Annotated in this window: 14 protein-coding genes and 2 riboswitches; of the genes, 10 read left to right on the top strand and 4 right to left on the bottom strand. The window is 45.1% G+C overall.

From position 1 onward, the window contains the following. Window positions 1–5: 5 nt before the first annotated feature. Genes spoVT through KQI22_RS02425 form a run of 3 tightly spaced genes read left to right on the top strand, consistent with a single transcriptional unit; the run spans window position 6 to window position 2122 of the window. Entirely contained in the window at window positions 6–551 is a 546-nt protein-coding gene (gene spoVT / locus KQI22_RS02435) for a stage V sporulation protein T (RefSeq protein ID WP_305854756.1), read from the top strand. Window positions 552–553: 2 nt separating this feature from the next. After that, window positions 554–754 carry a hypothetical protein gene (locus KQI22_RS02430; RefSeq protein ID WP_216550489.1) on the top strand — a complete coding sequence of 67 codons (201 nt, stop codon included), beginning with the start codon at window positions 554–556 and terminating at the stop codon, window positions 752–754. A 39-nt stretch (window positions 755–793) separates the two neighbouring features. After that, window positions 794–2122 (top strand): ATP-binding protein, encoded by a 1329-nt coding sequence (locus KQI22_RS02425; RefSeq protein ID WP_216550488.1) that lies wholly within the window; start codon window positions 794–796, stop codon window positions 2120–2122. 41 nt (window positions 2123–2163) lie between these two features. On the opposite strand, the gene KQI22_RS02420 is transcribed toward KQI22_RS02425, so the two are convergent. Next, a complete protein-coding gene (locus KQI22_RS02420) occupies window positions 2164–2736 on the bottom strand; it encodes a hypothetical protein (protein WP_216550628.1) in 573 nt (190 codons plus the stop codon). A gap of 125 nt (window positions 2737–2861) precedes the next feature. On the opposite strand from KQI22_RS02420, the gene KQI22_RS02415 reads away from it, so the two are divergent. From KQI22_RS02415 to KQI22_RS02405, 3 genes are all read left to right on the top strand, one after another. Beyond that, on the top strand, window positions 2862–3134 hold the full coding sequence (locus tag KQI22_RS02415) for a hypothetical protein (protein ID WP_216550487.1): 273 nt from the start codon (window positions 2862–2864) through the stop codon (window positions 3132–3134). 30 nt (window positions 3135–3164) lie between these two features. After that, window positions 3165–3776 (top strand): ECF transporter S component, encoded by a 612-nt coding sequence (locus KQI22_RS02410; protein WP_216550486.1) that lies wholly within the window; start codon window positions 3165–3167, stop codon window positions 3774–3776. Between the two features lie 208 nt (window positions 3777–3984). Beyond that, complete coding sequence (locus KQI22_RS02405; protein ID WP_216550485.1) at window positions 3985–4959, top strand: P1 family peptidase; 975 nt, start codon at window positions 3985–3987, stop codon at window positions 4957–4959. Window positions 4960–5658: 699 nt separating this feature from the next. On the opposite strand, the gene KQI22_RS02400 is transcribed toward KQI22_RS02405, so the two are convergent. The 3 genes from KQI22_RS02400 to KQI22_RS02390 are packed head-to-tail and all read right to left on the bottom strand — an operon-like array spanning window position 5659 to window position 9277. Beyond that, entirely contained in the window at window positions 5659–6546 is an 888-nt protein-coding gene (locus KQI22_RS02400; RefSeq protein WP_216550484.1) for a DegV family protein, read from the bottom strand. A 27-nt stretch (window positions 6547–6573) separates the two neighbouring features. Next, window positions 6574–8028, bottom strand: coding sequence for a nicotinate phosphoribosyltransferase (locus tag KQI22_RS02395; RefSeq protein WP_216550483.1), 1455 nt, complete (start codon window positions 8026–8028; stop codon window positions 6574–6576). Window position 8029: 1 nt separating this feature from the next. Continuing rightward, window positions 8030–9277, bottom strand: a complete 1248-nt coding sequence (locus KQI22_RS02390; protein ID WP_216550482.1) for an MFS transporter — start codon at window positions 9275–9277, stop codon at window positions 8030–8032. Window positions 9278–9546: 269 nt separating this feature from the next. Next, window positions 9547–9659, top strand: a riboswitch (glycine riboswitch). Between the two features lie 3 nt (window positions 9660–9662). Then, window positions 9663–9719: riboswitch (glycine riboswitch) on the top strand. Window positions 9720–9825: 106 nt separating this feature from the next. Between KQI22_RS02390 and KQI22_RS02385 the strand changes: the two genes are divergently transcribed. The 4 genes from KQI22_RS02385 (at window position 9826) to KQI22_RS02370 (ending at window position 14412) form a co-directional block, all read left to right on the top strand. Continuing rightward, window positions 9826–11496 carry a formate--tetrahydrofolate ligase gene (locus tag KQI22_RS02385; RefSeq protein WP_216550481.1) on the top strand — a complete coding sequence of 557 codons (1671 nt, stop codon included), beginning with the start codon at window positions 9826–9828 and terminating at the stop codon, window positions 11494–11496. A gap of 180 nt (window positions 11497–11676) precedes the next feature. Then, on the top strand, window positions 11677–12522 hold the full coding sequence (folD, locus tag KQI22_RS02380) for a bifunctional methylenetetrahydrofolate dehydrogenase/methenyltetrahydrofolate cyclohydrolase FolD (RefSeq protein ID WP_216550616.1): 846 nt from the start codon (window positions 11677–11679) through the stop codon (window positions 12520–12522). Window positions 12523–12735: 213 nt separating this feature from the next. Next, on the top strand, window positions 12736–13452 hold the full coding sequence (gene pxpB / locus KQI22_RS02375) for a 5-oxoprolinase subunit PxpB (protein ID WP_216550480.1): 717 nt from the start codon (window positions 12736–12738) through the stop codon (window positions 13450–13452). 18 nt (window positions 13453–13470) lie between these two features. Further along, window positions 13471–14412, top strand: coding sequence for a biotin-dependent carboxyltransferase family protein (locus KQI22_RS02370; RefSeq protein WP_216550479.1), 942 nt, complete (start codon window positions 13471–13473; stop codon window positions 14410–14412). Window positions 14413–14458: the final 46 nt, after the last annotated feature.

The following is a 14458-nucleotide window of genomic DNA, read 5'->3' as shown; positions in this document are numbered from 1 at the left end:
ATGTATTGAAAGCGACAGGTATTGTACGAAGAATAGATGATCTGGGGCGCATTGTCATTCCAAAGGAGATCCGAAGAACTTTACGGATCCGCGAAAGCGATCCATTGGAAATTTTTACCGATAGAGAAGGCGAGATCATCCTGAAAAAATATTCACCGATCGGAGAAATGACAACTTTTGCCAAACAGTATGCGGAAAGCTTGGCACAGGTTTCCGGCAAGATCGCACTCATCGCAGACAGAGATCAGTTTATTGCAGCAGCGGGCGGATTGAAAAACCTGCTCGGAAAATCGATCAGCCACAAAATGGAAGAGAAATTAAATGACCGTGAGATCCTGCATCTGTCAAAGGCAGATAAGAACTTTATTGAAATTGCAAGTGAACCGCTGCCGGAGCTTACACAGTATGTGTCCGCTCCGATCCTGGCAGAAGGAGATGTGATCGGCGCTGTTATTCTTGCCGCAAGTGATGAGAAGGAAAAACTCGGCGAAGTAGAAAAGAAGCTCGTGTTATCCGCCGCAGGTTTTCTGGGCAGGCAGATGGAGCAATAGATGTGGATGAAGTGAAAAATCCCCGGTGCAAACACCGGGGATTTTGTATGTGCTATGGCAAACCCTTTATTCTGTCGTTTTGGCGGAATGACATCTTACATGACACCAAAATTGACGATTTTGCGGAAAAACTGCAAAATAAAATCAACGATTTTGCAGGAAAACAGCAAAACAAAATTGACGATTTTGCGAAAATACAGTAATATGAAATTAACGATTTTGCAGAATGGAGATTTCTGTATATGTATAAAAGAAAAATATATGATCAGCTATTACACTGGAAAAACACATCGAATGGAAAAACTGCTGTTTTAATAGAAGGTCCAAGACGTGTGGGAAAATCCACTGTGGTAGAAGAATTTGCAAAAAATGAATATGAAAGCTATATTATTGTGGATTTTTACAGAGCATCTTCTGCTACAAAGCAGTTATTTGACGACCTTTCAGATTTAAATTATATATTTTTACAACTACAGCTTACCTATCAGACGAGTCTGCAGGATAGAAAGTCCTGTATTGTTTTTGATGAGGTTCAATTATGCCCTAAAGCGAGGCAGGCAATAAAAGCATTGGTCAAGGACGGCAGATATGATTATATTGAAACAGGATCTCTGATATCTATTCATAAAAATGTAAAAGATATTTTAATTCCAAGTGAGGAAAGAAAGCTTCATATGTATCCAATGGATTATGAAGAATTCAGATGGGCTCTTGAGGATACGATATCAGTTACAATGTTAAAGCAGTTTTATGATGCCAAAAGACCACTGGGGCAGGCGGCAAATCGTAAGATGTTACGGGATTTCAGGTTATATATGCTTGTTGGCGGTATGCCACAGGCGGTAGAAAGTTATATAGAAACGAATGATCTGAGAAAAGTTGATGAAATAAAGAGGGACATTCTTACACTATACGAGGACGATTTCAGAAAAATTGATTCAACAGGAAAGATTTCAGCATTATTTGATGCGATTCCGGCTCAGCTTATGGGAAATGCTGCAAGGTATCAGGTATCAAGCGTACTATCCGGCAACAGAGCGGGAGATATTTTGGAACAGATTGCAGAACTGAAGGATTCCGGGACAGTACTTGTAGCATATCATGCGAATGATCTGGGGGCTGGAATGGCACAAAATAAAGATCTGGAAAGATTTAAACTTTTTATTGCAGACATTGGATTATTTGTGACACTTGCATTTAAGGACAGAAGTTTTACGGAAAACGATATATATTCACGTTTACTAAATGATACTTTGCAAGCCAATCTGGGATATCTTTATGAAAATGTGATCGCACAGACACTGGCAACAAACGGACATGAGCTGTACTATCATACGTTTTTGAATGCGAAAACACGACATAATTATGAGATAGTTTTTTTAATAACTGAAAAGAACAAGATATGCCCAATTGAGGTAAAAAGCTCCGGATATAAGAGTCATGCATCAATAGATGCATTTTCTCAAAAATTTTCATCTAAAATTATTCGTAAAATCATGCTTTATACAAAAGATTATATGCGTGATGGAGATATGGAATGTATTCCGGTCTATATGGCACAGTTTTTGTGAAAAAATCCCCGGTGCAAACACCGGGGATTTTGTATGTCATGTTATGGTTTACAAATTCCGCAAGGACTGTAGCCTTGTGCAATGATCTCTTCTCTGCAGTCAGGATAGTGAAATTTTTTCGTATTGGTATTCAATATATAACGGGGGGTAGATGGTGTAACATTTGTATTCGGATCCGTGGGCGATACAGATGGCTGTGACGGAGTATTGGAAGGAGCCGGCGCAGGGGTTGTGTGATCTCCGGAATCTGATGCCTTATGGACAATGACCTTAATGGTTTTTCGAATTTTTTTCGGTTTGTAGAAATCAGTTCCTTTTTCAACGGTTACTTTTCCGTTACGGCTGATGGAAATTTTCTGACTGCCGGAAGATATGCCATAGGTGATCTTACCGGGAGCTTTGCAACCTATTTTAAAGGACTGGTTTTTCTTCTTCACCTTTGCGGCATCAAAAGTTTTCGTATATGTACCATCTATGATATACTGACTGATCCGCTTATTTCCTTTTGTGACACCGCCCGCGAGATAGTCGATCTTATAGCCGGGTTTTACATTATAGACAAAGACATTGAAGCATATCCCTTTACCGTTATCCTCTACAGAATATGCCTCCATTTGTACCCCTGAGGCATCGCTAATGGCATACAGAAAGTCATGGCAAAAACAAATAAGAAAATACTTAGTTTCTGTTTTAGTTTCAACCCACATTTATATATGGCAAGGGGCAAAAACTTTTGACAATGAGCATGAAATGTGGTATTTTACCACTTGAGCGTTATTCGAAAGAAAATGCATCAAGAAGAAAAATATCTTACATATCATATATGAAATATGGAGCAGACACAGTAAAAGCAGGCATTGCCTGCAGCGTCTGTGAAATAAGAGATGACCTTATGGCATCTACTTGCAAGGTAGTGACAATTCTGTTTGGTGTATCTGCCGGGTTTCCCGGACTTTTCCCTATAACACTTATTCCCCAAAATAAAATAATTCTGAAAGGCAGGGGACAATAGCCGCTTTATCAGAGAAAAAGGAGATTTGTTATGACACAGAAAAAGAACTTTGACACGAAATTTATGGTGGAGCTTGCATTGATGATCGCGATCATTATCATCATGTCGCTGACACCGCTTGGTTATATCCGCACACCCGGATTATCCATCACACTTCTGACAGTACCGGTTGCTGTCGGTGCGGTGCTGCTTGGACCGACCGGTGGCGCGATCTGCGGACTGGCATTTGGTCTGACAAGCTTTTATATGGCACTGACCGGTGAATCCGCATTCTCTTCCATGCTTTTAAGCATCAGTCCTGTCGGAACCGTTGTGACATGTATCGTACCGCGTGTTCTGGAAGGCTGGCTTTCAGGACTGCTTTTCAAAGCAATGTACAAGGGTGGCGCATCCAGAAAGTTCTCTTATTTTGCAGCAAGTCTGGCTTGCCCGCTCTTAAATACACTGCTTTTCATGTCCTCTTTATGTATCTTTTTCTACAACACAGAGTACATTCAGGGCATGGTAAGTACATTTGGTGTAAGCAATCCGTTTTTATTTGTAATCGCATTTGTTGGTATGCAGGGACTCATTGAAGCGGTGATCTGCTTTGTTGTGGCATCCATTATCTCACGTGCCCTTTTCGCAGCCCTCAAACGCTAAATGTCATGCATCTGAAAGATGCATGATGTAGCCCCGAGCTATTCCCGCAGGGAATTCTCATGCGAGGGGTTCCCGAAAATGTCATGCATTCGAAGAATGCATGATGCAGCCTCAGCCCATCACCGAAGGTGATTATGCATGGGCTGAGGTTCCCGAAAAATGTCGCGCATCATGCCACATATTTGCGGAGCAAAAGGAGAATCAAACTATGACAGACAGCAAGGAAATTCAGGTAACAGACATAAAGGGCATTTCCATCGGACATGCCCAGAATCAGGATGCAGGAACAGGCGTGACTGTTCTGTATTTTCCGGATGGTGCAAAGGCAGGCTGTGATATCAGCGGCGGAGGCCCTGCTTCCCGAGAAACACCACTGACAAGTCCTTTGACGGCAGATAATCCGATCAATGCGATTGTATTGTCAGGTGGTTCCGCCTATGGACTTGCAGTTTCAGATGGCGTTATGACATGTCTGGAAGAGCATGGGATCGGATATCCGACCGGGCCTGCGCTGGTTCCGCTTGTCTGTCAGTCCTGTATTTATGATCTGGGTTATAAAAGTGCAAAGGTTAGGCCGGATGCAGCGATGGGAAGAGAAGCAACAGAAAAAGCACTTGCCGGCTGTGACACAGGAATGGGAAATATCGGAGCAGGCTGTGGTGCAACGGTAGGTAAGCTGTATGGCATGGGACAGTCTATGAAAGCAGGACTGGGACTGCATTGTATCCAGATTGGCAGTTTTCAGATCGGAGCGATCGTTGTTGTAAATGCAGCGGGAGATATTTATGAGGCCGGGACGGGAAAGAGACTTGCCGGACTTCTGAGTGCAGACAGAAAGCAGCCTCTTGACAGTGTGGCAGAAATGTGTAAATGTTTGGTGCCACATGACCAGTTTACCGGAAATACTACGATCGGAGCAGTTTTTACAAATGCCGCTTTTTCCAAGGCCGAGCTGAATAAGATTGCAAGTATGACAAGAAATGCATATGCGAGATGTATTAATCCTGTTGGAACTATGGCGGATGGTGACAGCATCTATGCGGTTTCCATCGGCTCAGAAAAGGTTGATATCAATGTCGCCGGAACAATTGCTGCTTCTGTTATGCAGGAAGCGATCAGAAAAGCTGTTGAAAATGCCAAGATCCCGGAAGAGGAATTTGTTGCTGCTGTGCAGAATCTGTAAGAGGACATTCTTAACAGTCTGTTATAAGAAATAGATATGGATTTTTAGTGGTTGGCATAAAAGATTCGTCCGGAAAGTAAAATTTGCTGCATATGGGCGAAACGAAAATTTCCTGTCGGATAAAACTTCATCTCAAGACGCATTGTATATGTTATTTGGACGAAAAAAATAAGGAAATGAGACGGGATTTCAAGATATATTCGTTAGTTCCAGGAAAACAACAAGAATAATTCATACGAAACCATGAATTTTCTGATAAAAAGACGAAAAACATTTGAACAAGGAAAATTACATTCGCCCTATAAGGACAGATTTGTTCTTATAGGGCGAAAAATAATTTATAGGTATTTTATGTTTCCACCATATTGAAAGATTTCACCTATTTGGTATGAAGCTTAGATAAAATCGAACTCAAAGAAATATAAAGGATACAAAAAAGACACAAATAAACAAAAAAATATAGATAAGTAAATCAGGGCTGCTATGTAGAATAAGCAATCGATAGTGTAGCCGACTGAGATTTGCGGAGCATTTGCCGAGCGGAGAGACCGCCACGCTTTTTGGCGGCTGGAGCTCGTGCAAAATATGCTCCTGGCAAATCGCAGGGTAGGCAAACGTGATTGCGTTTCTATATAGCAGCCCTGATTTCATATAGTATCATCTCATATTTCAATTCTACAGATTAAAATATCTGACAACCTAATCCTCAAAATACTTCTGGAACTTTCCGTTGTCCGCATCAAAGAAGCAGATACCGACAATACCACGACCTGTGTGTGCACCGATCGCACAGCCAACAGTTGTGATCAGGTAATCTTTTGGACTACATTCTTTATCCAGAAGCTCTTTGACAAAGCCGAGTGCGGCTTCATCTTCGCCGTGGCAGATCGCGATCGTCTGCTTTGATGGATCATAAGCATTTTCCTTCACATATTCCACAAGTGTCTTAAAGGACTTCTTTTGTCCACGCACCTTCTGGATCACGGTCAGAGCACCATTCTTGTCTACGATCAGGATTGGCTTGATGTCCAGCGTTTCACCGATCGTTCCGGAGAACTTGGATAATCTGCCGCCCTTGATCAGGTAGTTTAAAGTGCGGACTGTAAATACATGATGGATATGATCGATAAAATAATCAGCCGCTTCTATGATCTCTTCTTTGGAAGCACCCTTTTCCAGCATGGTGACAAGCTTGGAAACAAGAAGTCCGAAACCGATGGAAGCGCATTTGGAGTCGATGATCGTCAGATCAAAGTCCGGGTAGTTTTCCAGTACGTTGTTTCTGGCAATGTTTGCGGCATTAAAAGTACCTGCGATCCCTGTGGAGAAGCACAGATAGATCACGCTGTCGCCTGCCTCTGCATAAGGCATAAAGGCATTTTCAAACATTTCCGGATTGATATGATAGGTGCGGACATCGCGATTCATATCATCTAAAATATCATAAAATTCTTTTGTCTGGATCGTAGCACCATCAAAATAGTCAACTTCATCAATAACGACCGGGGTCGGGATCACATGCAGATGATGCGCCTGCACATAGTCCTTTGGCAGATCCGTAGCGGAATCTGTAATAATTTTCAGCATAGCATTTACCTCTTTCGTTTTATTTGCTTATTCTGCACTCATCTGATCAAGGAGCGCGATCTTGATATCATACAGCTTTGCGGAAAGATCCACATATACCTTATGCGGATTGACAAGTCTTCTTGTTTCCGGCCAGAGCGTTTCCAGCTCTTTCTTGCAGTAAGCCTGGATATCCATTACCTTTGGAGATTCATAGACACATTCGCCGTTTAAGAAAACCGGAACCATCAGTTCACGCAGGGTATAGCTGCCTGCAGGAAGCTTTGTTTTTTTCCATGGCTCTAAAGGATCAAATAAAAGCATTGGCTCATTTTCGTCAAATACCTCATCGGCAAGACAAATGAGATCTGCTTTGATTTTACCACTTTCCTTTTCATAAATTCGATAAATTTTCTTATTACCGGGATTTGTTACCTTCTCGGTATTCTCAGAAAGCTTGATCTTCGGGATGAATTCTCCGTTTTCTCCCATAACAGCAGCCAGTTTGTATACACCGCCGAAGGATGGGCAGTCCTTACTTGTGATCAGATGTGTACCAACACCCCAGGAGGTAATGGCTGCACCCTGTACCTTCAGACTGTCGATCAGGAACTCATCCAGATCGTTGGAAGCGGAAATGATCGCATCCGGGAAACCGGCTTCATCGAGCATCTTACGTGCTTTTTTGGAAAGGTAAGCAAGATCACCGCTGTCAAGACGGATTCCGTATTTGGTAAGCGGAATACCGGCTTCTTTCATTTCTTTGAAGACGCGGATCGCATTCGGAACACCTGATTTTAACGTATCGTAAGTATCTACCAGAAGCAGGCAGGCATTCGGATAAATATCTGCATATGCTTTGAATGCTGTGTATTCGTCCGGGAAGCTCATGATCCAGCTATGGGCGTGTGTTCCGCTGACCGGAACATCAAACAGCTGTCCTGCCAGTACGTTGGAAGTACCGACACAGCCGCCGATCATGGCTGCTCTTGCACCGTAGGTACCTGCATCCGGTCCCTGCGCACGGCGAAGACCGAACTCCATGATTCCGTCTCCTCTGGCTGCAAAGCAGACGCGGGAAGTCTTGGTGGCGATCAGACTCTGGTGGTTGATGATATTTAAGATCGCTGTTTCCACAAGCTGTGCCTGCATGATCGGTGCAATGACCTTGATCATTGGCTCACGCGGGAACATGATACTGCCTTCCGGGATCGCATAAATATCACCGGTAAATTTGAAATCTTTCAGATAGTCCAGAAAATCCTGCTGGAAAATACCGAGGCTTGCCAGATAATCGATATCCTGCTGCTCGAATTTCAGCTCCTTAATATACTGGATGACCTGCTCAAGACCTGCCATGATGGAATAGCCGCTGTCCATAGGGTTGTTTCTGAAAAATGCATCAAAGATAACCGTTTCGTTACGATCTTTGTGTTTGAAGTAGCCCTGCATCATCGTCAATTCGTATAAATCGGTCAGGAGGGTCAAATTTTGTCTGTCCATGTTATTTCTCCTCTGTTTTTGCTAATTTTTCTGATTTCTGGATCAGTATAAAACCGATCAAAAATAAGACAATCAGTGCCAGCACACCATAGCTGGAGCTATGGAAAATAAGGGCACACAGGGAAATGAGCAGAGGTCCGAAGAAGTCTGCAAATTTCCCAAATATATCAAAAAATCCAAAATACTCACTGGATTCTTTTTTGGGGATCAGCTTACCGAAGTAAGAACGGGAAAGTGCCTGAATACCACCCTGACACATACCGACAAGGACTGCAAGGATCCAGAAGTCGAGTGCGCTGTCAAGCAGATAGCCATAAAAGCAGATGCCGCAGTAGATCAGGATAAATACTTTAATGACATTGATGGATCCAAAACGCTCTGCAAGCTTGCCGCTCCAGATCGCACATGGAAAAGCAACGATCTGTGTCAGAAGAAGAGCCAGGATCATCTGCGTGGAATCAATGCCGACCTCACCGCCATAGCTGGTTGCCATGGAAATGATGGTATAGACACCGTCAATGTAAAAGAAGTAACCTAATATATAATAAAGAAGTCTTTTGTTCTTTTTCAGTTTCATGAAGGTAACATATAGCCTGCGGAAGCTGTGTTTGACGATATTTTTCTTCGGCCGCAGGTAATGTGTCTGCTTCACATTTTTCAGAAGCGGGATTGTCAGTAAAAACCACCATACGATCGTGATCACAAAGGAAATCTGTGTCGCAAGGAGTGTGGTCAGTCCAAACGGTTTGACAAGGATCAGTATAATACCGGCAATAAACGGAATACAGCTTCCGATATAGCCAAACGCATAACCGAAGGAAGAAATCTGATCCATCCGTTCATCCGTCGTCACATCGACCAGCATGGCATCATAGAAAACATTGCAGGCGGTATAACCGATCCGCGAAACAATGAAAAATACAAGGAAGGTGATCCAGTTTGGTGCGATCGTAAAGGCGATACCACCGCCGATACCGATGGCAAGGAAGATCACGAAAATCCGTTTTTTCATATTCTGGTAATCAGCCAGGGCACCAAGGATCGGAGAAAGCAGTGCCAGGATCAGGATGGCGATCGAGGTGCAGGTTCCCCAGATGGAGGTCGCATGAGTGGCACTGATACCGGCTTCTGTTGCCAGTGCACGGAAATAGATCGGAATCGTGGCAGTCAGTGTCATGATAAACGCGGAGTTTGCAACATCATACAAAATCCAGCTTTTTTCCTCTTTTGTCATCTTTTGTTTTTCCATGTATTCTCCTTTATGTCGCAGGGCGGCAGTCCCATCATGCAGCCCCGGCAAACGGTCACTGTCTTGTCAGTGATTATTAGATAAAGTGTATGCTTTTTTTGGCTTTCTGTCAATGAAATACGTCTTCGGGCAAGCTTAAAATTGTATCAGGTTTCAAGACTTTATTTGTGCACTCCGACAGAAAATCATGTGTTTGTCTATACAAGAAATCTGTTGACAGGAAAAAGCAGGGATGTTAAACTCGCCACATAATACATAAGTGATATCGGTAGAAAAATCCGGGAGAGATTATGCAGGCTTTTATTTAGGAAAGAAAGCTGCAGGCATAACGCCGAAGGGGCAGTCGCAACAAACTCTCAGGCAGAAGGACCGGATTGGGACGATACTCTGGAGAGCAATGGTGCACCGAAGAAGCAAAATCTTTCAGGTTGAAAAGACAGAGGCGTATCTGTATCAGAACATCTGATATGGATGCGCCTTTATGTATGTGATAGGAATTTCCTATCACATACATAAAGATGCAGGAAACCATGCAAGGAGGGACGTCTATGAAAACAGACATTGAAATCGCACAGGAAGCACAGATGCTTCCTATCACAGAGGTAGTTAAAGAGATCGGGCTGACCGCAGACGATCTGGAGCTTTACGGAAAGTACAAAGCAAAGATCTCGAATGAATATTTGAAAAAGATAGAGGGAAATCAAAAAGGAAAACTGATCCTTGTAACGGCGATCAACCCGACGCCTGCGGGAGAAGGCAAAACGACAACAAGTGTCGGGCTCGGACAGGCTTTCGGCAAGCTGGGGAAAAAGGCAGTCATCGCACTGCGTGAGCCATCCCTTGGACCGTGCTTTGGTATCAAAGGCGGTGCAGCAGGCGGCGGCTATGCACAGGTTGTTCCGATGGAAGATCTGAACCTGCACTTTACAGGCGATTTCCATGCGATCACTTCAGCAAACAACCTGCTCGCAGCACTCCTGGACAACCATATCCAGCAGGGCAATGCGCTCCGCATCGACACACGCCAGATCGTCTGGAAGAGATGCCTGGATATGAATGACCGTGTCCTGCGGAATGTTGTTGTGGGACTTGGCAGCAAAACAGACGGTTTTGTCAGGGAAGACCATTTCGTGATCACGGTTGCTTCCGAGATCATGGCGATCCTCTGTCTGGCAACGGATCTGGAAGATCTGAAAGACCGCCTCGGTAAGATCATCGTGGCATACGATCTGGACGGGAAGCCTGTAACAGCGAAAGACCTGCAGGCAGTCGGTGCAATGGCAGCACTCTTAAAGGATGCCATCCTGCCAAACGTGATCCAGACACTGGAGCATACCCCTGCGCTTGTCCATGGCGGTCCGTTTGCCAATATCGCACACGGCTGTAACAGCGTCCGTGCAACGACCGCAGCGCTTTCCATGGCAGATTATGTTGTGACAGAGGCGGGATTTGGTGCAGACCTCGGCGCAGAGAAGTTCTTTGACATCAAGTGCAGACAGGCAGGGCTGAAACCGGATGCAGTTGTACTGGTCGCAACGATCCGTGCCCTGAAATATAATGGCGGTGTTCCGAAGGCAGAGCTTTCCGCAGAAAATGTGGAAGCACTGAAGAAAGGTATCGTCAACCTGGAGAAGCATATCGAAAACCTGCAGAAATATAAAGTACCTGTTGTTGTGACACTGAATTCCTTTGTTACGGACAGCGAGGCAGAGATCGCATATGTGAAGCAGTTCTGTGAAGAACGCGGCTGCGAATTTGCCATTTCCGAAGTCTGGGAAAAGGGCGGCGAAGGCGGTATTGCCTTAGCTGAGAAGGTGTTAAAGACACTGGAAGAAAAAGAAAGCCATTTTGAGCCGCTGTATCCGGATGAACTGCCGCTGACAGAAAAGATTGAGACAGTCGCAAAAGAGATCTACGGTGCAAAGGGCGTAAACTATACAGCCGCAGCAAAGAAGCAGCTTGCAAAGCTGACAGAGCTTGGCTTCGGGGATCTGCCGGTATGTATGGCAAAGACGCAGTATTCCCTGTCCGATGATCCGTCGCTTTTAGGCAGACCGGAGAATTTTGATATCACAGTCCGGGAAGCTTATGTATCCGCAGGTGCAGGCTTTGTGGTTGTGCTGACAGGCGCAGTCATGACAATGCCGGGCCTTCCGAAACAGCCGGCGGCGTTCGGAATTGATGTGGATGAAAGCGGAAAGATTACCGGTCTTTTTTAAACAATATATAGAATGAATTTGTATATTCCCCGCCAGACGCGCTTCCGCTCGTTAAAAAACGTAGCGGATACATAAGGGCACAAAATACGTGCCCTAAGTACCGACGTTTTTTATGGGCGGTCTGGTGTGAAACATGCAAATCCATCCAACTGCATGATTATAAATATGAAATGGAGGGTAATTATGAATATTATAGATGGCAAGGCAATTTCCAAGCAGATCAAAGATGAAGTAAAGGAAAAGGTCGCTGCGCTGAAGGCGCAGGGCGTTACGGTAACACTGGCGGTCGTACAGGTCGGCAATGATCCGGCTTCGAGCGTATATGTGAATAATAAGAAAAAAGCCTGTGCTTATACGGGCATGGAATCAGAGAGCTTTGAGCTTCCGGAGGAGACAACGCAGGAAGAGCTGCTTTCTTTAATAGAAGAGTTAAATAACCGAAAGGAGATCAACGGTATTCTGGTACAGCTTCCGCTGCCAGAGCATATCGATGAAAATGCGGTGATCCGTGCGATCTCCCCGAAAAAGGATGTGGACGGCTTCCATCCGCAGAGTGTTGGTGCGCTCTGTATCGGACAGCCGGGTTTTGTATCGTGTACACCGGCGGGGATCATCGAGCTGCTAAAGAGATCCGGTATTGAGATCGCCGGAAAGGAATGTGTCATCATCGGCAGAAGCAATATCGTCGGAAAACCGATGGCACTTCTGATGCTGCGTGAGAATGCGACAGTGACGATCACGCATTCAAAGACAAAGGATTTAAAAGACGTCTGCAAGCGTGCGGATATCCTGATCGTAGCAATTGGAAAACCACAGATGATCACGGAGGAATATGTCAAAGAAGGAGCCGTTGTCATTGATGTGGGGATCCACAGAAGAGAAGAGGGACTATGCGGGGATGTTGATTTTGAGAGGGTGAGCGGGCATTGCAGCTATATCACACCTGTACCGGGCGGTGTAGGGCCGATGACGATCGCAATGCTGATGCACAACTGTGTGGAAAGTGTAGCCTTACAAACGGAATAATGTGCATATGTATGCAAAGGAATGTGCAAATATACAAAAAACAAAGTCAATCTTGCATAAACAGAAAGAATCGGATATAATGTGAAGCATATTCAAGGGACGATGTGGTCGACACATTGTCCCTTTCTGTTTGCTATCATAATATGAAAATTTCCCGCGAAGGAGTGTGCGAAAGCATGCTCCTTTGCGCGTTTAGTGAGAGGAAGTGATCCCATGAGTTCATTGCGTATCTGCCCGGTGGGCGATCAGGCGGTTCTTTGCGAGTTTGATAATGTGATCGATGTGCAGACAAATGACCGTGTGCAATATCTGGCAGCACAGATCAGGGCAGCACATCCAAAAGGCGTGACAGAAGTGCTTCCTACTTACCGGAGCCTGCTCATCTTTTACGATCAGGGAAAAACGACCTATCAAAAGCTGCTGCCTGTCATAAAGAAGTTTTCCGCTGCGCAGACAGCCGAAACACAGGAGAAGAAACGGATCCGCATTGTGCCCTGTCACTATGGCGGGGAAGAAGGACCGGATCTTGGAGAGATGAGCAGGGAGCTTGGACGGAGTGAAGCAGAGATCATACAGATCCATCAAAGTGTGGACTACAAGATCTATATGCTGGGATTTCTTCCCGGTTTTGTGTATCTGGGCGGACTGGATGAACGGATCCATATGCCAAGACTTTCCATTCCGCGGACAAAGATCCCAGCAAGATCGGTGGGAATCGGCGGTAGTCAGACAGGCGTATATCCGATGGATTCGCCGGGCGGCTGGAGACTGATCGGGCGTACACCGCTTTCCTTTTACGATCAGACAAATGATCCGCCCGTTTTATGCCATGCGGGGGAATACATCCGTTTTGTTTCTGTGACAGAGCAGGAATATGCGCTGATCAGACAGGATGTGAAAAATAAGGTCTATCAGCCGGAGTTTGCATAAAGAGAGCGAGGTGATCGTATGAGCATGCATATTTTACAGGCAGGGCCGCTCACGACGGTGCAGGACAGAGGCAGATTCGGTTATATGGAATATGGGATCACGGCCTCCGGCGTTATGGATACGCTGGCATACACGCAGCTTGTTTCTCTTCTGGCAAATGAACCGGATGCAGCTGTTTTGGAAATGACGCTGATGGGAGCAGAGCTTGTATTTGAGGAAGATGTATGTGCTGCCTATACCGGAGCGGATATGCAGGCGGTTTATGACGGAAACATACCGGTGGAGCGGGGGCGTGTTTACCGGATCGAAAAAGGACACAGGCTTCGCTTTGGCATGGCGAAAAACGGTGTGAGAGCCTATTTTGCCATTGCAGGTACGATAGAGGTTCCAAGCGTGATGGGGAGCAGATCTACCAATTTGAAATGCGGGCTGGGTGGTTTTAAAGGTAGAAAGCTGCAAAATGGGGATGCGATTCCAATCCGCGTCAGAGAGTTTTCCGAAGCAGAACAGAAAAGACTGCTCAAAAAGACGGTCAGCCAGATGGATTATGAGAGGGAGAAAACGGTGCGGGTTATTTTAGGGCCGCAGAAGGAAATGTTTACAGAAGAAGGGGTTAGGACATTTCTGGAGACGCCGTATACCGTAAGCGTGGAGAGTGACCGGATGGGCATCCGTCTGGAAGGTAAAAAGGTGTTAGCAGAGGGTAACACAGATATCATCTCGGATGGCATTGTATTTGGATCTGTGCAGATCACAACAGCGGGGCTTCCGATTGTTATGATGGCGGATCATCAGACGACGGGTGGATACGCAAAGATTGCCACTGTGATACAGGAGGATCTTCCCATACTGGCACAGGCCGGGCCGGGCGATCAGATCCGTTTTGCGCAGGCAGATCTGAAGAAGCTGCAGAAGCATTCACCGGGCAGTTTCCTGAGAATGTTGTTTGGTGGCAGATGAAGGACGGCAGATATAACAAAGAGGTAAAAAGATTGCCCATGCATAG

Origin of the sequence: Kineothrix sp. MSJ-39, assembly GCF_018917935.1 — a bacterium.
GTDB lineage: Bacteria > Bacillota > Clostridia > Lachnospirales > Lachnospiraceae > CAG-194.
This window is presented reverse-complemented; position numbering and strand designations above follow the sequence as displayed.